Genomic DNA, 24,820 nt, shown 5'->3' with positions numbered 1-24,820 from the left:
GTGCGATGACCGATCACGACCGCGCCGCCGCCCGCCGAGAGATTACCGACGCTCTGATGAACGCGCTGGAACGTCGACATGAAGTGCTGGACCTGATCGTGGAGTCCGACGACCGGCCCTCGGCGGTCGACGGCATCGTCAACCTGCTGGGCACCTCCCGGCTGGGAGCCGAAGCGGTGATCGGGATGTCGTTCGATCAGCTGACCAAGGACTCACGCAAGAAGATCGCCGCCGAACTCGAGGATCTGAACAATCTCTTGAGCTTCACGTTCAAAGACCGGCCGGCCAGCGCCGGGGAAACCTTGGCGCTTCGTGCGTTTTCCGGTGCCGACGATCGCGATATCTTCGCCGCACGCACCGAGGACATCGGCGCCAAGGGTGACGGGTCCGGCGGCCCGGCGGGTGGCCTGGACGACGAGATCCGCGCAGCGCAGGAGCGACTCGACGCCGAAGAGGCCGCGTGGTTTGTCGCGGTCGACGGTGATGAGAAGGTCGGCATGGTTTTCGGCGAACTCACCGGCCACGAAGTTCACGTCCGGATCTGGATCAATCCCGACTACCGGCATCGCGGCTACGGCACCGCCGCGCTGGCCAAATCACGACCGGAGATGGCGGCCTATTTCCCCGCGGTCCCGCTGGTGATTCACGCGCCTGGCGCCACCCTCGTCTAGCGGGCTACTCGGATTTGCGAGTCAGCAGATCCGAGGACCCCAGCACCCGCTCCACCTGCACCTCGATGACCACTCGTCGCGGATTCACCCGAGGTGTGCGGTAACGCTGGGCGTAGCGCAGCTCCGCGTCGCGCACGGCGTCGATCTCACCGTTGACGCTGGCCCGGCCCTCCAGCGACAGCCAGCGGGCTCCGTCGACCTGACTCAGCACGGCCACCCCACCACGCTGGGCGTTGACCGCCTTCTGCGAGCCACCGGTCGTGATCACCCGCGCGATGTGCGTCTTGGGGTCGAAGGTGAAGCCCACCGCCACCACATGGGGCGAATTGTCGGGGCGCAGAGTGGTCAGCATGGCGAGGTGGCGCTCGGTCAGAAACGCCAGCGCGTCATTGGTCAGCCGGGCCGAGGAGTTCGCCATCACCGCTCACGCTAGCGCAGGTGATAATCGCAGCCGTGGATGACACGGGCGCACATACGGTGCTGATTCTGGGCGGCCGCAGCGAAATCGGCGTCGAGCTCGCGGTGCGACTCGCACCCGGTGCGTCCGTCGTGCTGGCGGCGCGAAACGCCGACCGGCTCGGCGAACAGAGCGCGGCGATCCGCGCCGCCGGTGCCACGGGGGTGTCCACCATCGAATTCGACGCCGACGACGTCCAATCGCACGGGAAGCTGCTCGCCTCGATCATCGCCGAGCACGGCCCGATCGACACCGCGGTGCTGGCCTTCGGAATTCTCGGTGACCAGAGCCGCGCCGAGACCGATGGCGCGCACGCGGTTGCCGTCGTGCACACCGACTATGTCGCGCAGGTCAGCCTGCTCACTCAGCTGGCCGCCGGGATGCGCCAGGCCGGCCGCGGAACGCTGGTGGTGTTCTCCTCGATCGCCGGCGCGCGGGTGCGGCGGGCCAACTATGTGTACGGGTCGGCCAAAGCGGGCCTGGACGGCTTCGCCAGCGGGCTGTCCGATGCGCTGCACGGCACCGGCGTGCGGCTGCTGATCGTGCGGCCCGGTTTCGTGATCGGCCGGATGACCGAAGGCATGACGCCGGCTCCGCTGTCCAGCACGCCGACGCAGGTGGCCGCGGCGACCGCGCGAGCTCTGGCGAAGGGCCGCCGGACGGTGTGGATTCCGTGGGCGCTGGGGCCGGCGGCGGCAGTGATGCGCCTGCTACCGCAGTTCGTCTGGCGCCGGATGCCGCGCTGAATTACGAAGAGCCACTGTCGGCGCGCTGGCGATGCCACCATAGTGGCGTGATCGACTGCGCGGCATGCGGCACCGCATTGCGGTCCAACGCCAAGTTCTGCGACGACTGCGGCGCGGCCGTGTCGACCCCGACGATGCCGGCGGAGTACAAGCAGGTCACGGTGTTGTTCGCCGACGTGGTGCATTCCATGGATATTGCGACGGCGGTCGGCACGGAGCGGTTGCGAGAGATCATGGCGGATCTGGTTAAACGCACGTCGGTTGTGGTCGGACGTTATGGCGGGACCGTCGACAAGTTCACCGGCGACGGCATCATGGCGCTGTTTGGAGCGCCAGTTGCCCTGGAAGACCATGCTTTTCGTGCTTGCCTAGCTGCCTTGGCGATCCAGGAGGATGCCCGACGCTTGGCCGTCGAAGTGGAAGCCGAAGACGCGATCGCTCTGAAACTGCGAGTTGGGCTGAACTCTGGCGAAGTGATCGCGGGGGAAGTCGGTTCCGGCCCTCTCGGTTACACCGCGGTGGGTGCTCACGTGGGCATGGCTCAGCGCATGGAGTCGGTCGCAGCGCCAGGCGGTGTGATGCTCAGCGATTCCACCGCGCGCCTCGTTGCGAACATGGTCGTACTTGGTGAGCCGCAACGAGTGCGTATCAAGGGTGCCGCGGACCCGGTGCCCACCCAGGAACTCCTGGCCTTGGCGCCGACCCTCGGAAACGTTGGTCCACATGCCTCGACTTTGGTGGGCCGCGACTGGGAACTGGCCGCTCTGAGGGCGATGCTGGAACGGTCGTTAACAGGACAAGGGTGCGTGGCCGCAATCGTCGGCCCGCCGGGCATTGGTAAGAGCCGGATCGTCGCCGAAACCGCTTCAACTGCTGCCACCCATGAGATTCAGGTCTTTTCGACTTTCTGTGAGTCCCACACCAACGAGGTTGCATTCCGCACAGTGACCCAGTTGCTGCGTGCGGTGTTGGAGATAGCGAATGTCGACGAAGAAGGGGCGCGGTCGCGGGTGCGAACGCAACTTTCGAACGCGGACCCAGCCGACCTCGTGCTCCTTGACGACCTGTTGGGTATCCGCGATCCGACAACCGGGCCGCCCGATATCGCGCCCGACGCTCGGCGGCGGCGGCTGACGGCTCTCCTCAATACCGCCGCCCTGGCGCGCGCAACGCCCCGTGTCTACGTCATCGAAGACGCGCACTGGATTGACCCGTCCAGCGAATCGATGCTGGCTGAGTTTCTGACGGTGATTCCCCAGACTCGCTCACTAGTGCTGATTACCTACCGGCCCGAGTATCGCGGTGCGCTAAGCAATACACCGGGCTCCCAGACGATTGCGCTTGCCCCTCTTGACGACACGCAGACGTCGGCGTTGATCGAGGAGCTGCTCGGATCGCATTCGTCTCTTGGTGCACTCGCTGACAAGATCGGGGAGCGCGCGGCCGGTAACCCGTTTTTCGCGGAGCAGATCGTGCGGGACCTCGCCGACCGTCATGTGCTCTCCGGCGAACGCGGCGCATATCGATGCACCCATGAAGCCACCGAATTGCACGTGCCTGCCACTTTGCAGACGGTGATCGCAGCGCGCATCGACCGGCTCGAGGCGTCCGCCAAACGCACCCTGAACGCGGCCGCGGTGGTCGGTGTGAGATTCGGCCAAGAGTTGCTCGCGACACTGGTCGACAACCCCGTCGTGGCACCGCTTGTGGAAGCCGAACTGATCGATCAGGTGCTGTTCACGCCGCAGGCCGAGTATGCGTTCCGGCATCCGCTAATCCGCACCGTGGCATACGAATCGCAGCTGAAGGCAGAGCGTGCGGATTTGCACCGGCGACTGGCCGCCGCGATCGCACAGAGCGACGACAACGGTCCGCTTATCGCCGAACATCTCGAGGCCGCCGGCGACCTGCACGAAGCCTTCGATTGGCTCATGCGGGCCGGCACGTGGCTGCGGGCATATCGCGATATTGGTGCGGCATGGGCTAGTTGGCAGCGAGCACGTCGAATTGCCGACCGGCTGCCCGCCGATGATCCCGACCGCACCGCGATGCGCATCGCGCCGCGGGCCCGGCTGTGTGCGACTTCTTGGCGTGCCGGGGGCAGCGTCGCGGGCAGCGACTTCGACGCGCTCCGAAACGACGCGGCCGCGGCCGGCGACAAAGTATCGCTTGCAATGGGAATGGCCGGGCACATCAACGCGCTTTCTGACCAGGGACGTCATCGCGAATCGTCGGAGTTGGCATCAGAGCTCGCAGTACTGCTGCTGGAATCGATCGGTGACCCCGAGCTGACGGTCGCGCTGATTTGGCCGGCGCTGCTAGCCAAGCTGAGCGTGGGCGAAATAACCGAGTGCGCGCGGCTTGCGCAGCACATGATCGATCTGGCCGACGGCAATCTCCATATGGGCCAACTCATCGTCGAAACGCCATTAATAGTGGCGTTGATGGCACGAGCCGCCGCGCACGCTTGTCTGGGGCAGCCGCATTGGAAGGACGAGATTGAGGAGGCCGTGGCGTTGTCCCGCCAGGCCAAGCCCGGTGGACGTGCGGCAATTGAACTGATTTACGTATACAGCTTCGGGATACTGCTCGGGCCGCTGCGCTCCGATACGCCGCTTGTCGAGGACACCGGCGAGACGTTGAAGCTAGCGGAGCAGCGTGGTGACGATTACGCGCTGACGGCGGCGAGGCTTCTGCGAGGCTTCGTGCTCGCCCGGTCGAATAGCCCAGAAGAACGCCGCGAGGGATTGCGGTTAATAGCTTTGGCCCGGCAGGCGGCGCAGGAAAAGCAATTCATGACGGCGATGTTTCTGCTGATCGACTTGGAAAGTTTCAGGGAGAACGCACGCGGCGATCTCGATGGCGCCGTTGAGATGCTCCGCCCGCTCGTCGACGGTGAATTCGCCTCGGGTAGCAAAATTTTTCTGGGCGCCCTCGTCACCGCCTTAGTCGAAGCATTGCTACAGCGCGGCACCGCTGTTGATATCGGCGAAGCACGCACCGCGATCGAGCGTCTCTCGGCTGTGCCCACCGAACAGGGATTTGTGATGTACGACATTGCGTTGTTGCGGTTGCGCGCACTGCTGGCACGAAGCCAGGGCGACGAGGCAACGTACAGCCGTTTCGTGAATCGCTACCGCATCATGGCGACATCGCTGGGATTCGAGGGGCACATGGCGATAGCCGACGCCATGTAGCGGTGGCTGCCCCCGGACGTCGGCTAATGCCGCGACGAGCGCTGACTAGGCTGGCGCCATGGCCCCCAGCTTCGCAGATGTCGCCAAGGCGCAATATGTCCTGCTGACCACGTTCACCAAAGACGGTCGGCCCAAGCCCACCGCGATCTGGGGCGCCGGCGACGGCGACCGCCTGCTGATGATCACCCAGCGAAAGTCGTGGAAGGTCAAGCGGATTCGCAACACGCCCCGGGTCACATTGGCGATCTGCGACATGCAGGGACACCCGAAAAGCGAGGCGATCGAGGCGACCGCGAGCATCCTGGACGCGTCGCAGACCGGTCTCGTCTACGACGCGATCGGGCGCGAGTACGGCATTGTCGGCAAGGTGTTCAACGTGTTCAGCAAGCTGCGCGGCGGGATGAAGAACAACGTCGGTCTGGAAGTCCGGCCCGCCTGAATCAGCTTGCCAGGTGTTGGCCGAAGAACGAGAAGACGCGGGCCCACGCGTCTTCGGTGGCCTCCTGGTTGTAGCCGAAACCCGCGATGCGTAGCAGTGGCTGGGCAGGCAGCTTGTTGGCGAAGCTGTGCCCGACCTTCGGATAGCTCTTGATGTCGCTGGTAATGCCCTTGTGGTCCAGCACCCGCTGCAGTTTCTCGGGCGCCCCTCTGCCGGTCAGATCCCGGCTGCCGAAGCTGGCGACGATCGGGCAGGCCCCGTCGAGCGTCTCGCTGAGCTCGCGGGGCAGCGGCACGCCGTAGAACGGCGCTGAAGCGTCAAAACCCTTGGGCGACATGACCAATGCGAACTGTCCGCCCATGCAGAAGCCCGCGATGCCGACCCGGCCGGTGCATTCCCGCAGCGCTGTGAGATGGTCGCGCGCCGCCAGCACGTCATCCAGCGCCCGTCCCCGCTTGGTGAGCAGGTCGCGCATGACCTTGGTGACGCACCGCGCCCAGCCGCCGCGGGCGAACAGGTTCGGGGTCAGCGCGACATATCCCGCCGCGGCGACATGACTGTTGATCGATTCTTTATCCGGTCCGTAACCGATCGCGTCGTGAATGATCACCACCCCGGGCCACGGCCCCGGGCCGTCGGGAACGTCGAGCAGGGCGTCGATCGGGCCGGCTGGGGTGTCGATCTCGATTGTCGTCACGCTGCCATCTAACCGTGCGGCAGCGGTCTGCGGAACTCCGGCGACCGTCTGCGACGTTGCCATCTCATGGTGTCGAGACTGTTTCTGGTCTACGTGATAGCCGAGCTCGCCGTAGTGGTGGCGCTGGCGTCGACGATCGGGCTGGGATGGACGCTGTTGCTGTTGTTGGCCGCGTTCGCCGGTGGATTGGCGCTGGCGGGCTCGCAACTCAAGCTTCAGCTCAACCGACTGCGATCTGGGTTGAACGCCGACCAGCCGCGGTTGGCCGCCGACAGCATGGCGGTCGCGCTGGGAACGCTGCTTGTCGTGACGCCCGGCCTGCTGACCAGCGCCGCGGGGCTGTTGCTGTTGTTGCCGCCGACCCGCGCTGCTGCGCGCCCGCTGCTCGGTGCGATGGCGGTTCGCGGCATCGGACGGCGCTTCCCGCTGATCACCGTCGTCAACGCCGGCGCCGACCGGTATGACCGCCGACCCGACTACATCGACGGCGAGGTCATCGATGTCACCGAGGTCGACCCGCCGGCCCTACCGCTCGTGCAGGACTGCCCGGCTCCTCCTCGGGCCCCACGACGGCCCGAATCGTTGCCGGGCGGGCCTGAATAGCCCGTCGGTTCACCCCGTAAGTTTTGCGGCGTGACTAACGTCCCGACCACCTTGCTGCTCGACGGCCGGGTGCACAGCACGAGCCACCCCGAGGCGACCGCGATGGCGGTACGCGACGGCGTCGTGGTGTGGTTGGGCAGCGACGACGTCGGTCTCGATCAGTTCGCCGGCGCCGATGTCGTCGATCTCGACGGCGGCTTCGTCGCACCGGCTTTCGTCGACAGCCACATCCACGTCACCGCGACCGGGCTGGCGCTTACCGGTCTCGATCTGCGCGGGTCGACGTCGCGGTCGCATTGCCTGCAACTCATCGCCGACTATGCCGCGGCCCACCCCGGCCAGCCGCTCTGGGGGCACGGCTGGGACGAATCATCGTGGCCGGAGAACACGGCGCCGACCACGGCCGAGATCGACGCGGTGTTGGGCAACCGGCCTGCCTATCTGGCCCGCGTCGACGTGCACTCGGCGCTGGTGTCGACCGGCCTGCGCCAGCGGGTGTCCGGGCTGGCGTCGGCTTCCGGGTTCGACGAGCGGCAACCGCTGATCGGCGACGCCCATCATGCGGTCCGCGCTGTCGCGCGCGACCTGTTGACGGACGGTCAGCTTGCCCAGGCCCGGCTGGCCGCGCTGGATGCCGCGGCCGCGCACGGCATTGTCGCGGTGCATGAGTGCGCCGGCCCGCAGATCGGCGGGCTGGGTGACTGGCATGGGCTGCGGGGTTTGCGCGGCCACGCCGTCGAGCTGATCGGTTATTGGGGCGAGGCGGTGACCAGCCCGGGTCAGGCGCGTGCGCTGCTCGCCGACACCGGCGCGGCCGGGTTGGCAGGTGACCTGTTCGTCGACGGCGCCCTCGGGTCGCGGACGGCCTGGCTGGATGAGCCGTACGACGACGCCCACGATCACTGTGGAAGCTGCTACCTGGATGCCGAGACCGTCGCTGCGCATCTGCGGGCGTGCACCGAAGCCGGTGTGACGGCCGGATTCCACGTCATCGGCGACGCCGCGGTCGCGAGCGTCGTCAACGCCCTGGAGCAGATCGTGGAAGACCTCGGCGTGCCCGCGGTGGCTCGCTGCGGCCACCGCTTGGAGCATCTGGAGATGGTGACCGCAGACCAGGCGACCAAGCTCGGCGCTTGGGGGGTCATCGCCAGCATGCAACCCAATTTCGACGCCCTCTGGGGCGGCCGCGAAGGCATGTACGCCCGTCGTCTGGGTATCGATCGAGCGCGGAGTCTCAACCCGTTTGCGCTGCTAGCATCCCAAGGCGTGGCCCTCGCGTTCGGATCCGACGCCCCGGTGACCGGCCTCGACCCTTGGGCCACGATTCGCGCAGCCGTCAACCACCACACAGCAGACAGCTCGATCTCCGCGCGGGCGGCATTCGCAGCGGCGACCCGCGGTGGCTGGCGGGCGAGCGGCGCCGACGGGCTGATGGGCAGTCTGGTACCCGGCGCTCCCGCGTCCTACGCCGTCTGGGACGTCGACGAGTTCGAAGCCAGCGCGTCGAGCGATGCCGTGCGGCGATGGTCAACCGACCCGCGTTCGCGAGTGCCGGCATTGCCGCGACTCGGCCTGACCGACCCGTTGCCCCGTTGCCGGCAGACCGTGCACCGAGGCGCTGTGATTCATGGCTAGACGCGGTAGGCGGATCCGGCCCGCGGAAGACACCGACGTCTTCCCGGCGGTCAGAGATGACGACAGCACCGGAGAAATCCCCGTCCCGACCGCGGTGGCCGATGCGGAGGTCACCGGGGCGAAACCGGTCGGGGACGTCGAGCCCGATGACGGGGACACCGACGCCGCAGGCGATGTCGAATCGCTGGACGCCGATGCTGAGCCGGATCCCCATCACGACCGACTGGCGCAGATACGTGATCACGCTGTCCGGGTAGCCAGGACGGTGTGGCAGCGCCTGGTCTACCTGTCCGCCGTGCTGCTGGCCTGGCTGGTCCGCGAGTCACGCATCCGGGTGCCCCAGTTCGGCCGCTGGCTGCGGCCGCGGGTGGCGCGACTGGGCGCCGCGATGGTGTCCGGTCTGCTGCTCTGCTCGAGTTATCCGAGGTTCAACTGGTGGTGGGCCGCCGTGCTCGCGTTCGCCGTGCTGACCTGGGTGCTGACCCGCCCGGCGACCACACCGGTTGGCGGTTTCGGTTACGGCTTCTTGTTCGGCTTGGCGTTCTACCTGCCATTGATTCGTTGGATCAGCATTCTCGTCGGCGCCATGCCGCTGTTGGCGCTGGTGCTGTTGTGCGCGGTGTTCCCGGGGCTTTTCGGTATGGCGGCGGTCGCGGTCCGGCGGCTGCCCGGCTGGCCGATCTGGTTCGCGCTGCTCTGGGCGGCGCAGGAGTGGTTGAAGTCGACTGTCCCGTTCGGGGGCTTCCCGTGGGGCGTGGTGGCCGCCGGCCAGACCGACGGACCGTTTCTGCCGTTGGTCCGGCTCGGCGGTGTCCCACTGCTCTCGTTGGCGATCGTGCTGACCGGTTGCAGCGCCGCCGCTTTCGTGCTCGAGACGGTCACGTGGTGGCAGGCGTCCCGTCGGCCGCACTCCGGAGCTGACGCCGCAGTGGCGGATGCGCCGCCCGCGGTCGTGCTGCCCGCCTTCTGCATCTGCCTGGTGTTCTTTGCCGCCGCCGCCGTTTCGCCGCAGGTGCGCCACTCTGGCACCGGATCTGGGAACGAGCCGACCGCTACGGCGGCAGTCGTGCAGGGCAACGTGCCACGCCTCGGTCTGGAGTTCAACGCGCAGCGTCTTGCGGTGCTGGGCAACGACGTCCGTGAGACCCGCCAGCTGGCCGACGACGTGCGGGCCGGTCGCGCACCCCAACCCGACTTCGTGGTCTGGCCCGAGGATGCGTCGGAAGTCGACCCACTACTCAATCCCGAAGCGGCGCAGGAGATCTCGGTGGCCGTCGACGCCATCCGAGCGCCGATCCTGGTCGGCACGGTGCTGGACATCGCCGGCCGGCCGGCCGACGCGCCGGCTCAAACGAACACCGTGATCGTCTGGAGTCCCAAAGCGGGACCGGGCGAACGGCACGACAAGCGGATTGTGCAGCCCTTCGGCGAATACCTGCCCTGGCGAGGATTCTTCCGGCATCTGACTGGGCTCGCCGACTTGGCCGGCTACATCGTTCCGGGCAAGGGCTCCGGCGTGGTGCATGCGGCGGGCACTCCGATCGGGATCGCGACCTGCTGGGAGGTCATCTTCGACCGCGCCTTGCAGCACTCGGTTCGCAGTGGCGCTCAAGTGCTCGCGGTGCCCGCCAACAACGCGAACTTCAACCAGACGATGAGCGAGCAGCAGCTGGCGTTCTCGAAGCTTCGCGCGGTCGAGTTGGATCGTTACACCGTCGTCGCCAGCAACGTCGGGATCTCCGCCCTGGTCACCCCGGACGGCCGCGAACTGCAGCGCACGCGCTTCTTCACCCCCGGCTACCTGGACAGCCAGGTTCGCCTCAAGACCACGCTGACGCCGGCCGCCCGATGGGGTCCGATAGTCCAGGGGGCTCTGGTCCTCGCTGCACTCGCGGTCCTGTTCGCTGCGATGCTGCACAATGGATGGTTCGCGGATCTGAACCGGCGCATGTCAGGGCTGGCGAAGCGCTTCGGCCCGGGGTCGGAGGAATCCGACGACGATGGGCTGGGCGACGACGTGGTAGCCGACGGCGCGACTGTCAGCGAGGCGGTAGCCACCGACGAACTCGCCGAGGACGGTCGACATACCGCCCGGCAAGGGCCTGAAAAAGGAGAGATATGACCACCGGCGATCCGGTGCCACGGGTTGCGGGCGATCGCCCCACCCTGCACACCCTGGTGATCATCCCCACCTACAACGAGCGGGAGAATCTTCCGCTGATCTTGCAGCGACTCCACCAGGCTTGCCCGAAGGTGCACGTCCTGGTTGTCGACGACAACAGCCCGGACGGCACCGGCCAGCTGGCCGAGGAGCTGGCCGCGGCCGCTCCCGGCCGGATTCACGTCATGCACCGCACCGTCAAGGACGGTCTGGGCGCCGCCTACCTGGCCGGTTTCGCCTGGGGGCTGAGCCGGCAGTACACCACGCTGGTCGAGATGGATGCCGACGGCAGTCATGCGCCCGAACAGCTGCACCTATTGCTCGAGGCTGTCGACGCCGGCGCCGATCTGGTCATCGGCTCGCGCTACGTCGAGGGCGGCAACGTACAGAACTGGCCGTGGCGGCGCTGGGCGCTGTCCTGGACGGCCAACACGTATGCGCGGCTGGCTCTGGGTATCGGGATTCACGACATCACCGCCGGCTACCGGGCCTATCGCCGCGAGGTTCTGCAGAAGATCGACCTCGACCATGTCGATTCCAAAGGCTATTGCTTCCAGATCGATCTGACCTGGCGCGCCATCAGCAACGGGTTTGTCGTCGCAGAAGTACCGATCACGTTCACCGAGCGTGAGCTGGGCGTGTCGAAGATGAGCGGATCCAACATCCGCGAGGCAGTGGTGAAAGTCGCGCAGTGGGGGATCGACGGACGCCTGCACCGCAAGCGTGCGACAGCGGTCAAGCAGTGAACTGAGGCCCGCGCGCGGCGTCAGCTGCCGCGACGGCGCGTTTTGATCAACTCGAGACGCTCTTTGAGCAGTTCGTCGAGTTCGTCAACCGAGCGTCGCTCCAGCAACATGTCCCAGTGGGTGCGGGGCGGCTTCACCTTTTTCGGCTCGGGCAGGTCACCTTCGATCAAGGTGCCTTCCATGCCGTTGCGGCACAGCCAGGTGCCGGGGATCTCGGCATCATCGGCGAACGGAACATCGAATTCTTCGCCGTTTTCGGTGCGGTAGCGCGCGATCTGACGCGGCGCCAAGTCGTGGTTGCGGTCGGTCTCGTAGCTTACGGCTCCAAGGCGACTGCCTCTTAGGACACGATCAGCCATTGGTCAGCACTCCTCTTAATGTCTTCTCAGCAGCTAGCGCCCTGATCAACGTCGCAACCGGCGACGAAGTTCCCGGGCACACCTGCGACCTAACGTTCCATGATACCGGGATTCGGCCGGCACCCCGACTAAAGTCGGCCCCGTGACACGCCGCGTCCGCCCGCAGCCATGCCGATGGTGTGGTCGGGACGTTGCGGACAGCGGCATGGGGCGTCGCCGCCAATACTGCCGGCAGTCGTGCCGACAGCGCGCCTACGAGCAGCGGGCCTCGATCAACGGCGTCAAGGGTGCGTCATTGCCGGCCGACGCGGTGGTGCTGTCCGCGGATGAGGCCGCTGACCTGTCCGACCGCGTTTATCAGGTGCGATGCGCAGCGGAGGATGTCGCCACGGCGCTGGACGAGGGCGCTGGCGCCCGGGAATTACGAGACCTGTGCGCCACCCTGATGCGCGCCGCTCAGGCCGCCGACGGGTGGCGTTGACCGGGCTTAGCCTCGGCTGACTTGGGGCGGGTACAGTCTCGCCATGGATCGCTGGGCCACGCCGGAATCAGTCGCGGAGCCAGGCCATGGATCGGGCGGGCGAGTCGGCGCCCGCCAACGATGTTCTCGGGTGGAAGAGCAGGTTCGTCCTCACCTGTGCGGCGGATGACCCTGCTTCTCATCCCAGGGCCGCATTGAGCGACGACCGACGTTAGGCGAGGGGTAGGACATGGCTGACCAACTTCAGCATGCAACCGAGGCGTTGAGAAAAGCGCTGGTCCAGGTCGAGCGCCTGAAGAGCAAGAACCGGGCGCTGCTGGAACGCGCCGGCGAGCCGATCGCGATCGTGGGCATGTCGTGCCGATTCCCCGGCGGAGTCGACTCGCCGGACAGTCTCTGGGAAATGGTCGCCGACAAGCGCGACGTGATGTCGGAGTTCCCGACCGACCGCGGTTGGGATCTGGCCGGACTTTTCGACGACGACCCCGATGCGCCGCACAAGTGCTACGCGCGCGCCGGCGGATTCGTCGACGGCGTGGCGGGTTTTGACGCGGGCTTCTTCGGCGTGGCACCCAGCGAAGCACTGGCCACCGACCCGCAGCACCGCATGCTGCTGGAGTTGTCGTGGGAAGCCTTGGAGCGGGCCGGAATTGACCCGACCACGTTGCGGGGCAGCGCCACCGGAGTGTTCGCCGGAATCATCGTCCAGGGCTACGGGATGCTCGCCGAAGAAATCGAGGGCTACCGACTGACCGGTATGACGTCCAGCGTGGCGACCGGCCGGGTGGCCTACGTGCTGGGGCTGGAAGGCCCGGCGGTGTCGGTCGATACCGCGTGCTCGTCGTCATTGGTGGCCCTGCATATGGCGGTGCAGTCGTTGCGATCGGGGGAGTGCGATCTGGCTCTGGCCGGCGGCGCGACCGTCAACGCCACCCCAACGGTTTTCGTCGAATTCAGCCGGCACCGGGGCCTGTCGCCGGATGGCCGGTGCAAGCCCTTCGCGGGGGCCGCCGACGGTGTCGGCTGGTCCGAGGGCGGCGGAATATTGGTGGTGGAACGGCTTTCGGATGCCCAGCGGTTGGGCCATCGGGTGCTCGCGGTGGTGCGCGGCACCGCGGTCAACCAGGACGGCGCCTCCAACGGGCTCACCGCACCCAATGGTCCGTCCCAGCAGCGGGTGGTGCGCACGGCGTTGGCCAATGCCGGACTGAGCGCCGGTGAAGTCGACGTGGTCGAGGGCCATGGCACGGGAACGACTTTGGGCGACCCGATCGAAGCGCAGGCGCTGCTGGCCACCTATGGCCAAGATCGAGCCGAGCCCGGAAAACCGTTGTGGCTGGGGTCGATCAAGTCGAACATGGGTCACACCCAGGCTGCCGCCGGTGTGGCCGGTGTGATCAAGATGGTGCAGGCGATGCACCATGAGTTGCTGCCGGCCACGTTGCACGTGGATGTGCCCAGCCCGCATGTGGATTGGTCGGCCGGCGCGGTGTCGCTGTTGACCGAAGCCCAGTCGTGGCCGGCCAATGGACAGGCCCGCCGTGCCGGGGTCTCATCGTTTGGAATCAGCGGCACCAACGCGCACGTGATCATCGAGGAGTGCCCGTCGCCCGAGTCCGTTGCGAGCGCTCCGCAACCGTCGGTGGTGCCGTGGGTGGTGTCGGCCAAGAGCGCGGCGGCACTGTCTGCCCAGGCGTCCCGACTAGCTGAATCCATCAGTGCCCGTGAACAATTGGATGCTGCCGACATCGGATGGTCGCTGGCCGGACGGTCGACCTTCGAGCATCGGGCGGTGGTGCTCGGGCGTGACCGTGGCGAGTTACTGGCCGGACTGGGTGAGTTGGCTGACGGGATGCCGGGCGGTTCGGTGACCACCGGCCACGCCACTCCCGTTGGCAAGGCCGTCTTCGTCTTCCCCGGCCAAGGCTCGCAGTGGATCGGCATGGGCGTCGAATTGCTGGATACTGCGCCAGTTTTCGCTGAGACCATGAATGCCTGCGCGCAGGCGTACGCCGAATTCGTCGACTGGTCGTTGATCGACGTGTTGCGCGGGACGCCGGGCGCGCCGAGCCTGGACCGCGTCGACGTCGTTCAGCCGGCACTGTTCGCGGTGATGGTTTCGCTCGCCGAACTGTGGCGGTCGATCGGGGTGCGCCCGGACGCCGTTATCGGGCATTCCCAGGGTGAGATCGCCGCGGCCTACGTCGCGGGCGCCTTATCGCTGCGCGACGCCGCACGGGTGGTAACCCTGCGGAGCAAACTGCTGCTGGCGTTGTCCGGCTGCGGCGGGATGGCCTCGTTGGCGTGTGGACCCGATCACGCCCGAGAACTGTTGACACCGTACGGCGATCGGGTCAGCATCGCCGCGATCAACGGGCGATCGGCGGTCGTGCTCTCCGGTGAGGTTGCCGCGCTCGACGAGATAGTGGCCCTGTGCACCGAGCGTGAACTTCGGGCCCGCCGCATCGACGTCGACTACGCGTCGCATTCCGTTGCCGTCGATGCGATTCGGGAGCAGCTCGCCGAGGCGCTGGCGGGTATCGAGCCCCAGACGGCGCGGACCGTGTTCTTTTCCACGGTCACCGGCGGCGTCTTGGACACCGCCGAACTGACCGCCGACTACTGGTTCCGCAACATCCGCCAGACCGTCGAATTCGATCAGGCGGTGCGCACCGCGTCTACGAGCGGCTACCGGACATTCATCGAATCCAGCCCGCACCCGGCCCTGATCGTCGGCATCGAAGACACCGCTTCCGACGGCGGTGCTGAAGCTGTGGTGGTGCCCACCCTTGGCCGCGACGACGGCGGCCTTGCCCGGTTCTTCAGTTCGGCCGCCCAGGCGTTCGTGTCGGGCGTCAAGGTGGATTGGCGGGCGGCACTGCCGGGCGCCGGCTTTGTCGAGTTGCCGACCTATGCCTTTGAACGACGGCGGTTTTGGCTCTCCGGTGACGGCGCAGCAATTGACGCCGCGGGCTTGGGCTTGGGAGCCAGTGAGCACGCGCTGTTGGGCGCCGTGGTGGAACTGCCGGAAACCGGCGGGGTGGTGCTGACCGGCCGGCTGTCGCCGGCGACCCAGGGCTGGCTGGCCGATCACGCTGTCGACGGGATGGTCGTCTTCCCGGGTGCGGGCTTCGTCGAGTTGGCCATCCGGGCCGGCGACGAAGTCGGCTGCCCGGTGATCGACGAATTGACCTTGCAGTCTCCGATGCTGCTGCCCGCGTCCGGTTCGGTCGCGGTGCAGCTGGTGGTCGGCGCCGAAGACGAATCCGGCCAGCGCAGCGTGTCGGTGTTCTCCAGGGAGACCGCGGAATCCGCATGGAATTGCCATGCGACGGGGATCCTGTCGTCCACTGCGGTGGAGCCGGTGGCGGATCTGTCAGTGTGGCCTCCGGAAGGCGCAACTCCCGTCGATGTGACCGACGGCTATGCGCGGCTGGCAGCGCGTGGCTACCAGTACGGCCCGGCGTTCCAAGGGCTGACTGCGTTGTGGCGTCGCGGCGACGAGTTCTTCGCCGAGGTGACGTTGCCTCAGGCGGCAGGGGGCGTGAGCGGATTCGGTGTGCACCCGGTGCTCCTAGACGCGGCGTTGCACGCGGCGGCAGTCACGCACGACGGCGCCGGTGTGGCACTGCCGTTCGCGTGGCAGGGTGTGTCGCTGCACGCCGCAGGAGCGTCCGCGGTGCGGGCGCGGATTGCACCGTCGGGTCCATCGGCGGTATCGGTCGAACTGGCCGACGGGCTGGGCCTTCCGGTGTTGACGGTGACGTCGATGGTCGCCCGCCCGATATCCCAGCAGCAGTTGATGGCCGCGGTTTCCGGCTCGACTGGGGACCGACTCTTCGAGCTGACCTGGTCGCCGGCGTCTGCCGCGTCGCACGCTGAGACACCGGCCTACCAGGTGTTCGAGTCTGCTTCGGCTGCAGGCGATCCTGTCACCGCGAGCTACGAACGTGTGCACAAGGCATTGGCGGCGTTGCAATCGTGGCTGGCCGAACACGAGTCGGGCGTTTTGATGGTGTCGACCCATGGCGCGGTAGGGCTGCCGCGTGAGGACGTCACCGATCTGGCCGGTGCGGCCGTGTGGGGGTTGGCGCGGTCGGCGCAGACCGAACATCCCGGCCGGATCGTGTTGGTTGATTCCGATGTACCGCTAAGCGATTCGACCATATCCGCGGTCCTGGCGGTCGGAGAGCCGCAGGTTCTCGTCCGCGGCGAGACGATTTACACCGCGCGCGTGCGCGGCAGCCGCGCGGTGGACGGTGTGCTGGTCCCGCCGGCTGAGGGGCCGTGGCGCCTTGGTCTGTCGACCGCGGGCACGTTCGAGAACCTGCAACTGGAGCCCGTACCCAACGCCGGTACGCCGCTGGAACCGGGCCAGGTGCGAGTCGCGCTGCGCTCCATCTCCACCAACTTCCGCGACATCATGATCACGCTGGGCATGTTCACCCACGATGCGCTGATCGGTGGGGAAGGCGCGGGCGTCGTCGTCGAAGTCGGCCCCGGCGTCACCGAATTCGCCATCGGCGATGACGTGTACGGGTTCTTCCCGGACGGCAGCGGCACCTTGGTCGCCGGCGACATCCGGCTGCTGCTTCCGCTGCCGTCCGATTGGTCGTACGCCGAAGCCGCTGCCATCTCCGCCGTATTCACCACCGCCTACTACGCGTTCGTCCACCTTGCCGACGTGCAGCCGGGCCAGCGTTTGCTGCTACACGCGGGCACCGGTGGCGTGGGTATGGCCGCGGTGCAGTTGGCGCGGCACTTCGGACTGGAAGTCTTTGCCACCGCCAGTCGTGGCAAGTGGGACACGTTGCGGGCGATGGGTTTTGACGACGACCACATCGGCGACTCGCGCACGCTGGATTTCGAGGACAAGTTCCGTGCCATCGTCGGCGACCGGGGCTTCGACGTGGTGCTGGACTCGCTGGCCGGTGAATTCGTCGACGCCTCACTGCGGCTGGTCAAGCCCGGCGGGGTGTTCCTGGAGATGGGAAAGACCGACATCCGGGACCCGGGAAAGATTGCCGAGGAGTACCCGGGTGTGCGCTATCGCGCCTTCGACCTGTTCGAGCCCGGTCGCAACCGGATGCACCAGTACATGCTGGAACTCGCCGAACTCTTCGACGCGGGAGTGCTGCGGCCGTTGCCGGTGACGACCTTCGATATTCGGCGCGCACCCGCGGCGCTGCGGTATCTCAGCCAGGCCCGTCACACCGGCAAGGTCGTGCTGACCATGCCGGACGCCTGGGCGTTGGGCACGGTGGTGATCACCGGCGGTACCGGAATGGCCGGTTCGGCGCTGGCCCGCCACCTGGTCGTCAATCACGGCGCGCAGCATCTGTTGTTGCTCGGCCGCCGAGGACCGGACGCACCCGGTGCCGCGGAGTTGACCGCGGAGCTGACGGCTGCCGGTGCCGAGGTGTCGGTCGTGGCGTGTGACGCGGCGGATCGCGCGGCGCTGGCCAAGGTGATCGCCGACATTCCGGTGCAGCATCCGCTATCGGCAGTTATTCACGCCGCCGGTGTGCTCGACGACGCGATGTTGACGTCGTTGACGCCGGAGCGGGTGGATGCGGTGTTGCGAGCCAAGGTGGACGCGGCCTGGAATCTGCATGAGCTGAGCCAGGATTCGACCGTGTCTGCGTTCGTGCTGTTCTCGTCGATGGCCGGCCTGGTCGGATCGTCGGGTCAGGCGAACTACGCGGCGGCCAACACCTTCCTGGATGGTTTGGCCGCCCACCGCCGTGCGCACGGCCTGCCGGCTATCTCGCTGGGCTGGGGCCTGTGGGATCAAGCCAGCGACATGACCGGCGGGCTCGACGACGCGGGCCGGGCCCGGTTGGCTCGCACCGGTGTCAAGGCACTGTCGTCGACCGACGCGCTACAGCTTTTCGACACCGCGATGGTGGTCGACGAGCCGTTCCTGCTGCCCGCACACATCGACGCCGCCGCACTGCGGGCCAATGCCGCCGTTGTGCCGCCGATGTTCATCGACCTGATCAACGCACCTACGCGTCGTCGGGTCGACGATTCGCTGGCCGCCAGCAAGTCGAAGTCGGCTCTGGCCCAACGCATCCACGGGCTGCCGGAAGCTGAGCAGCACGCTGTTCTTTTGGACCTGGTTCGCTCGCACATCGCCACCGTCCTGGGCAACACGACTCCGGAGGCCGTCGATCCGGACAAGGCATTCCAGGAGCTGGGCTTCGATTCGCTGACTGCCGTTGAGATGCGCAACCGACTCAAAGCCGCCACCGGGCTGGCGCTTTCGCCGACGCTGATCTTCGACTACCCGACACCAAGGCGGCTCGCGGACTACTTCCGCACCGAACTCGAGGGTGTGCCGCAAGAAGTCAAGAGTGTGTCCGCCGTGCGGATCACCGGAGACGAGCAGATCGCGATCGTCGGGATGGCGTGCCGGTACCCCGGAGGAGTCAACTCACCGGAAGACTTGTGGGACATGGTCATCGAGGGCCGTGACGTCGTGTCCGAATTCCCCGGTGACCGCGGCTGGGATCTGGCCAACCTGTACAACCCCGACCCCGACGTGCCCGGCGCCTGCTACACCCGCACCGGTGGTTTCGTCGAGGGCGTCGGCGACTTCGACCCGGCATTCTTCGGCATCGGACCGTCTGAAGCGCTGGCGATGGATCCCCAGCAGCGGATGTTCCTCGAGTTGACCTGGGAAGCGTTGGAGCGGGCCGGGATTGACCCGACCACGTTGCGGGGGAGCGCCACCGGAGTGTTCGCCGGGCTGATGACGCAGGGCTACGGCATGTTCTCCGCTCAGCCGGTAGAAGGCTTCCGGCTCACCGGGCAGCTGTCCAGCGTGGCGTCGGGCCGGGTGTCTTATGTGCTGGGGCTGGAAGGCCCGGCGGTGTCGGTGGACACCGCATGCTCGACGTCGCTGGTGACGCTGCATATGGCGGCGCAGTCGCTGCGGTCCGGCGAGTCCGATCTCGCCTTGGCGGGAGGTGTCACGATCAACGCCACGCCCGACATCTTTGTCGAATTCAGCCGCTGGCGAGGACTTTCCACCGACGGTCGCTGCAAGGCGTTCGCCGGGGCCGCCGACGGCACCGGGTTCTCCGAGGGCGGCGGGATGCTGGTGCTGGAGCGGCTCTCCGACGCCAAGCGACTCGGCCACCCGGTACTGGCGGTCGTGAGCGGTTCGGCCATCAACCAGGACGGCGCCTCCAACGGGCTGACCGCCCCCAACGGGCCGTCCCAGCAGCGGGTGGTCCGCTCGGCATTGGCCAGCGCGGGACTGAGCGGGGCTGACGTCGACGCGGTCGAAGGCCACGGCACCGGCACCACACTCGGCGATCCGATTGAGGCCCAGGCGATTTTGGCGACCTATGGACAGGATCGGCACACGCCGCTGTGGTTGGGTTCGATCAAGTCCAACATGGGCCACACCCAGGCCGCCGCAGGTGTGGCCGGGGTGATGAAGATGATCCTGGCGATGCGCCATCAGGTGCTGCCGGCGACGCTGCACGTGGATGCGCCCAGCCCGCATGTGGATTGGTCGATGGGCTCGGTGCAACTGCTGACCGACCAGCAGCCCTGGCCGGCCAACGGACGCCCGCGCCGGGCGGGGGTGTCGTCGTTCGGCATTAGCGGAACCAACGCGCACGTGATCATCGAGTCCGCCCCGCCGGTCGAGCAGCCCGTCGAAACCCCGGTCACGCCGCGGGCCGTCATCCCATGGGTGGTAACGGCCAAGTCGACGGCTGCCCTGGAATCACAAGCCGCACGGTTGGCCGAATTCATCGGCGCCCGGGACGAATTGGCGGCCGCCGACGTCGGGTGGTCGCTGGCGGGTCGTTCGGCTTTCGAGCATCGCGCGGTGGTGCTGGCTGCCGATCGTGAGCAATTGCTGGCCGGTTTGGGCGAGCTGACCGATCACCAGCCAGGTACGTCGGTGATCAGCGGGACCGGGCTGGCCGGTAAAACCGTATTCGTCTTTCCCGGCCAGGGCTCGCAGTGGCTCGGCATGGGCATGGGACTGCACGCCACCTACCCGGTCTTTGCCGAAGCATTCAACACCGTGGTCGGCGAGCTGGACCGCCACCTGTTACGTCCGCTTCGCGAAGTGATGTGGGGTCACGACGAAGACCTGCTGAACACAACCGAATTCGCTCAACCGGCACTGTTCGCCGTCGAGGTTGCGCTGTACCGACTGCTCGAGTCCTGGGGAATGCGGCCCGACATGGTGATGGGCCATTCGGTCGGCGAGTTGACCGCGGCGCACATCGCCGGTGCCCTGTCGCTGGAGAACGCGGCGCTGCTCGTGGTCGCGCGTGGCCGATTCATGCAGGCACTGCCGCCGGGCGGCGTCATGGTCGCCGTGCAGGCCACTGAGGACGAGGTACGTCCGCTGCTGACCGACAACGCCGGAATCGCCGCGGTGAACGGCCCGTCCTCGGTCGTGGTTTCTGGAGACGAAGCGGCGGTAACCGCCATCGCCGATCAACTGCGCGCCCAGGGCCGGCGGGTGCACCAGCTCGCCGTCTCGCATGCCTTCCACTCGCCTTTGATGGAGCCGATGATCGGCGAATTCAAAGCAGCGGCACGGGAACTCGCGGTCAATCCGGTCACCATTCCGGTCATCTCCAATGTGACTGGCGAGCTGGCCGGAGACGACTTCGCGACGGCCGACTACTGGACCCAACACATCCGGGCCGCGGTTCGGTTCGCCGACAGCATCCGGCACGCGAATTCGGTTGGCGCCACCCGATTCGTCGAGGTAGGCCCCGGCGGTGGCCTGACATCGTCCATCGAGGAATCTTTGGCTGACGCCGACGTCATGTCGGTGCCGTTGCTGCGCAAAGACCGTCCCGAACCCAACAGCGTGATGGCCGGCGTGGCCCGGGCGTTCGTGTCCGGCGTCGGAGTCCAGTGGCGTGCCACACTGCCGGGAGCCACGTTTGTCGAGCTGCCGACGTACGCCTTTGAACGACGCCGGTTCTGGCTATCACGTGATGAGGTCGCGGTCGATGCCGCCGGACTTGGCTTGGCAGCCAGCGAGCACGCGCTGCTGGGGGCTGTGGTGGAGCTGCCGAGCCTGGGCGGCGTGGTTCTTACCGGCCGGCTTTCATCGGGATCGCACGGGTGGTTGGCCGATCACGCCATCGGCGGTGTCGTCATCTTCCCTGGATCGGGCTTCGTGGAATTGGCGATCCGCGCCGGCGACGAGGTCGGCTGCACTGTTGTCGACGAGCTGATGCTGGCGGCGCCACTGGTGATCCCGGCAACGGGTTCGGTGTCGATGCAGGTTGTCGTCGGCGCCGCTGACGAGACGGGCAACCGTGCGGTGTCGGTGTATTCGCGCAGCGACGCACACTCGGGCTGGACATTGCACGCGGAAGGCATTGTCCGACCCGGCGCCGAGGAGGCCGGCACCGACCTGGCCGCCTGGCCACCACCGGGCGCAACACCGGTCGACATCGACGGGCTTTACCACCGGTTGGCCGCGCGCGGCTATGGCTATGGTCCGGCGTTCCAAGGGTTGACCGCGATGTGGCGCCGCGGCGACGAGGTGTTCGCCGATGTGTCGCTTCCCGACAACGCCGGTGTGTCGCCGGCCGGATTCGGCGTGCACCCGGCGGTCTTGGACGCCGCCCTGCACGCCGTGATCGTCGCGACCGAGGCCGATCATGACGGCAAAGATGATGTCCTGGTGCCGTTCTCGTGGCAGGGCGTCTCGCTGCACGCGGCCGGCGCAGCGTCGGTGCGAGCACGTATAGCACCGTCGGGTCCGTCATCGGTATCGCTGGAACTGGCCGACGCGCTGGGGCTGCCGGTCTTGTCGGTAGCGTCGATGGTCGCCCGCCCGGTATCGCGTCAGCAGTTGATGGCGGCCGTATCGGGCTCGGGGCCCGACCGGATCTTCGAAGTCGTCTGGTCACCCGCGGCTAGCGAAGCCAAGGGTGAGACGCCGCCACACGATATCTTCGAATCGCAGCCCGTCGACGACGATCCGCTGGCATCGACCTATGCCCGCACGCACGCCGCACTGGCAGCACTGCAGTCCTGGCTCTCCGAAAACGACTCCGGAATGCTGGTGGTGTCGACGCGTGGGGCCGTGGGTCTGCCGGGGGAGGACGTCACCGATTTGGCCGGTGCCGCGGTGTGGGGATTAGTGCGTTCGGCGCAGACCGAGCATCCGGGCCGGATCGTTCTGGTGGACTCCGATGCGCCGCTGGACGATACGGCGATCGCCGCGGTACTGGCGGCCGGCGAGCCACAGGTCGTCGTGCGCAAAGAAGCGGTCTACACGGGTCGGGTACATGGCAGCCGGGCGGTGGACGCGCTGTTGGTGCCCCCCGGTGACGAGGCGTGGCGACTGGGCATGTCCACCAAGGGCACCTTCGAGAACCTGGTCCTCGAGCCGATCCCGGACGCCGACGCACCGCTGGCAGCCGGCCAGGTCCGGGTCGCGGTTCGCACTATGCCGGCCAACTTCCGAGATGTCATGATCGCGCTGGGTCTGTACCCCGACGAGGATGCCGTCATGGGTGTAGAGGCTTCCGGTGTGGTGATCGAAACCGCCTCGGATGTCGGTCGTTTCGCCGTCGGAGACCGGGTGACGGGGCTGTTCCCGGAAGGCACCGGCACGATGGCGGTCACCGATGCCCGCCTGCTGATGGAGATCCCGCAAGGCTGGTCGTACACCGAAGCCGCCACCGCGCCGGTGGTCTTCACGACGGCCTACTACGCGCTGACCGCCTTGGCTGACGTCAAGTCGGGCCAGCGGGTGTTGGTGCACGCCGGGGCCGGCGGGGTCGGCATGGCCGCGGTGCAGTTGGCACGTCACTTCGGTCTGGAAGTGTTCGCCACTGCCAGCCGTGGCAAGTGGGACACATTGCGGGCGATGGGCTTTGACGATGATCACATCGGCGATTCCCGCACGCTGGATTTCGAGGACAAATTCCGTGCGGTAATGGGCGGTCGCGGCGTGGATGTGGTGCTGGACTCGCTGGCCGGCGAGTTCGTTGATGCCTCGCTGCGTCTGGTGGCCCCCGGTGGGGTGTTCCTGGAGATGGGTAAGACCGACATCCGCGAACCCGGTGAGATCGCCCAGCAGTATCCCGGTGTGCGCTACCGCGCCTTCGACCTTTTCGAGGCCGGGGCAGACCACATCCAGCGGATGCTCGGCGACCTGTTGGCGTTGTTCGACGACACGACGCTTCGGCCGCTACCGGTGACCGCATTCGATGTGCGCCGCGCGCCCGCAGCGCTGCGGTATCTGAGTCAGGCTCGTCATACCGGCAAGGTGGTATTGACGATGCCGGATGCGTGGGCGTTGGGCACGGTGGTGATCACCGGCGGTACCGGCATGGCGGGTTCGGCCCTGGCGCGTCACGTCGTCGCCAATCACGGGGCCCGCAACCTGGTGTTGATCGGTCGGCGCGGTCCGGATGCCCCGGGCGCCGCGGACCTGAGCACGGAGTTGTCCGCCGGCGGTGCCGAAGTATCGGTGGTCGCCTGTGATGCGTCGGATCGGGCGGCGCTGGCCAAGGTGTTGGCCGACATTCCGGTCCAGCATCCGTTGTCGGCGGTGATCCATACCGCGGGCGTTCTTGACGACGCAGTGGTGACGTCATTGACCCCGGAGCGGATGGATGCGGTGTTGCGAGCCAAGGTGGATACGGCGTGGAACCTGCATGAGCTGACCAAGGATTCGAATCTGTCGGCGTTCGTGATGTTCTCGTCGATGGCCGGGCTGGTCGGATCATCGGGCCAGGCGAATTACGCTGCCGCCAACAGCTTCATGGACGGCTTGGCAGTGCACCGCCGGACTCGCGGCCTGCCGGCGATTTCGCTGGGTTGGGGTCTGTGGGATCAGACCAGCGACATGACCACCGCACTGGAAGCCGTGGACTTCGCGCGATTCGCCCGCGACGGCATCGTGGCGATGTCGTCCACCCAGGCGCTGCAACTGCTCGACACCGCGATGGTGATCGACGAGCCGTTCCTGCTGCCCGCACACATCGACACCACCGCGCTTCGGGCCAAGTTCGACGGTGGAACCCTGCCACCGATGTTCGTCGATCTGATCAACGCGCCGGCTCGGCGTCAGGTCGACGACTCGCTGGCCGCCGCAAAGTCGAAATCCGCGCTACTGCAACGCCTCGAAGGTCTGCCCGAGGACGAGCAACAGGCGGTGCTGCTGGATCTGGTGCGGTCCCACATCGCGACAGTGCTGGGCAGCACCACCCCGGAGGCGATCGATCCGGACAAGGCGTTCCAGGAGTTGGGCTTCGACTCGCTGACCGCGGTCGAGATGCGCAACCGACTCAAAGCCGCGACCGGGCTCCCGCTGTCGCCGACGCTGATCTTCGACTACCCGAACTCCACGGCTCTGGCGGGTTACTTCCGCCAGGAATTGGTCGGCGCCGCGGTCGAGGCGGCGCCCAAAGCCGCCCCCGGTGAGGCGGAGATCCAGCGGGTGGTGGCCTCGATCCCGGTCAAACGGCTGCGGCAGGCCGGGGTGTTGGAGCTGCTGCTCAGCCTGGCAAACGAGGCCGACGGCGCCGATGCTGAACAGGACAGGGAAAAAGACCTCGCAACAATGGATCTCGACGACTTGGTCAATGCGGCGTTCCTCGACGACGACGACTAGACC

At 67.1% G+C, this 24,820-nt stretch carries 13 protein-coding genes; 10 read left to right on the top strand and 3 right to left on the bottom strand.

Annotated elements, in window-relative coordinates; translation table 11 throughout:
* Nucleotides 1–5 precede the first annotated feature (5 nt).
* Nucleotides 6–671 carry a GNAT family N-acetyltransferase gene (locus WAO18_RS09560; protein ID WP_422205852.1) on the top strand — a complete coding sequence of 222 codons (666 nt, stop codon included), beginning with the start codon at nucleotides 6–8 and terminating at the stop codon, nucleotides 669–671.
* Between the two features lie 4 nt (nucleotides 672–675).
* Here the strand turns inward: WAO18_RS09560 and WAO18_RS09555 are convergent, their stop codons facing one another.
* The gene (locus tag WAO18_RS09555) at nucleotides 676–1,089 is read right to left on the bottom strand and encodes a F420-dependent biliverdin reductase (RefSeq protein ID WP_422205850.1); all 414 of its coding nucleotides are present in this window, start codon (nucleotides 1,087–1,089) and stop codon (nucleotides 676–678) included.
* 35 nt (nucleotides 1,090–1,124) lie between these two features.
* Between WAO18_RS09555 and WAO18_RS09550 the strand changes: the two genes are divergently transcribed.
* From WAO18_RS09550 to WAO18_RS09540, 3 genes are read left to right on the top strand one after another with little or no spacing between them, the layout of a single operon-like run.
* Nucleotides 1,125–1,874 carry an SDR family NAD(P)-dependent oxidoreductase gene (locus tag WAO18_RS09550; protein ID WP_422205848.1) on the top strand — a complete coding sequence of 250 codons (750 nt, stop codon included), beginning with the start codon at nucleotides 1,125–1,127 and terminating at the stop codon, nucleotides 1,872–1,874.
* A 47-nt stretch (nucleotides 1,875–1,921) separates the two neighbouring features.
* Nucleotides 1,922–5,071, top strand: coding sequence for an AAA family ATPase (locus tag WAO18_RS09545; protein ID WP_422205846.1), 3,150 nt, complete (start codon nucleotides 1,922–1,924; stop codon nucleotides 5,069–5,071).
* Nucleotides 5,072–5,129: 58 nt separating this feature from the next.
* Nucleotides 5,130–5,510: a PPOX class F420-dependent oxidoreductase gene (locus WAO18_RS09540; protein ID WP_422205844.1), complete on the top strand. Its 381-nt coding sequence runs from the start codon at nucleotides 5,130–5,132 to the stop codon at nucleotides 5,508–5,510.
* Between the two features lies 1 nt (nucleotide 5,511).
* Here WAO18_RS09540 and WAO18_RS09535 read toward each other — a convergent pair whose 3' ends face one another.
* Nucleotides 5,512–6,207, bottom strand: a complete 696-nt coding sequence (locus WAO18_RS09535) for a dienelactone hydrolase family protein (RefSeq protein ID WP_422205842.1) — start codon at nucleotides 6,205–6,207, stop codon at nucleotides 5,512–5,514.
* A 66-nt stretch (nucleotides 6,208–6,273) separates the two neighbouring features.
* Here WAO18_RS09535 and WAO18_RS09530 point away from each other — a divergent pair, with 66 nt between their 5' ends.
* The 4 genes from WAO18_RS09530 (at nucleotide 6,274) to WAO18_RS09515 (ending at nucleotide 11,352) form a co-directional block, all read left to right on the top strand.
* Complete coding sequence (locus WAO18_RS09530; RefSeq protein ID WP_422205840.1) at nucleotides 6,274–6,810, top strand: FxsA family protein; 537 nt, start codon at nucleotides 6,274–6,276, stop codon at nucleotides 6,808–6,810.
* Between the two features lie 102 nt (nucleotides 6,811–6,912).
* Nucleotides 6,913–8,445, top strand: coding sequence for an amidohydrolase (locus tag WAO18_RS09525; RefSeq protein ID WP_422205874.1), 1,533 nt, complete (start codon nucleotides 6,913–6,915; stop codon nucleotides 8,443–8,445).
* The gene (lnt, locus tag WAO18_RS09520; protein WP_422205838.1) at nucleotides 8,438–10,567 is read left to right on the top strand and encodes an apolipoprotein N-acyltransferase; all 2,130 of its coding nucleotides are present in this window, start codon (nucleotides 8,438–8,440) and stop codon (nucleotides 10,565–10,567) included. Before WAO18_RS09525 ends, lnt begins: the two co-directional genes overlap by 8 nt.
* Nucleotides 10,564–11,352, top strand: coding sequence for a polyprenol monophosphomannose synthase (locus tag WAO18_RS09515; RefSeq protein WP_422205835.1), 789 nt, complete (start codon nucleotides 10,564–10,566; stop codon nucleotides 11,350–11,352). Before lnt ends, WAO18_RS09515 begins: the two co-directional genes overlap by 4 nt.
* Nucleotides 11,353–11,372: 20 nt before the next feature.
* Here the strand turns inward: WAO18_RS09515 and WAO18_RS09510 are convergent, their stop codons facing one another.
* On the bottom strand, nucleotides 11,373–11,711 hold the full coding sequence (locus tag WAO18_RS09510; RefSeq protein WP_422205833.1) for an RNA polymerase-binding protein RbpA: 339 nt from the start codon (nucleotides 11,709–11,711) through the stop codon (nucleotides 11,373–11,375).
* A 142-nt stretch (nucleotides 11,712–11,853) separates the two neighbouring features.
* Between WAO18_RS09510 and WAO18_RS09505 the strand changes: the two genes are divergently transcribed.
* Nucleotides 11,854–12,192 carry a hypothetical protein gene (locus WAO18_RS09505; protein WP_422205832.1) on the top strand — a complete coding sequence of 113 codons (339 nt, stop codon included), beginning with the start codon at nucleotides 11,854–11,856 and terminating at the stop codon, nucleotides 12,190–12,192.
* Nucleotides 12,193–12,421: 229 nt separating this feature from the next.
* On the top strand, nucleotides 12,422–24,817 hold the full coding sequence (locus tag WAO18_RS09500; RefSeq protein ID WP_422205830.1) for a type I polyketide synthase: 12,396 nt from the start codon (nucleotides 12,422–12,424) through the stop codon (nucleotides 24,815–24,817).
* The last annotated feature ends 3 nt before the right edge of the window (nucleotides 24,818–24,820 follow it).

Origin of the sequence: Mycobacterium sp. (assembly GCF_049278535.1) — a bacterium.
Classification (GTDB): Bacteria; Actinomycetota; Actinomycetes; order Mycobacteriales; family Mycobacteriaceae; genus Mycobacterium.
This window is presented reverse-complemented; position numbering and strand designations above follow the sequence as displayed.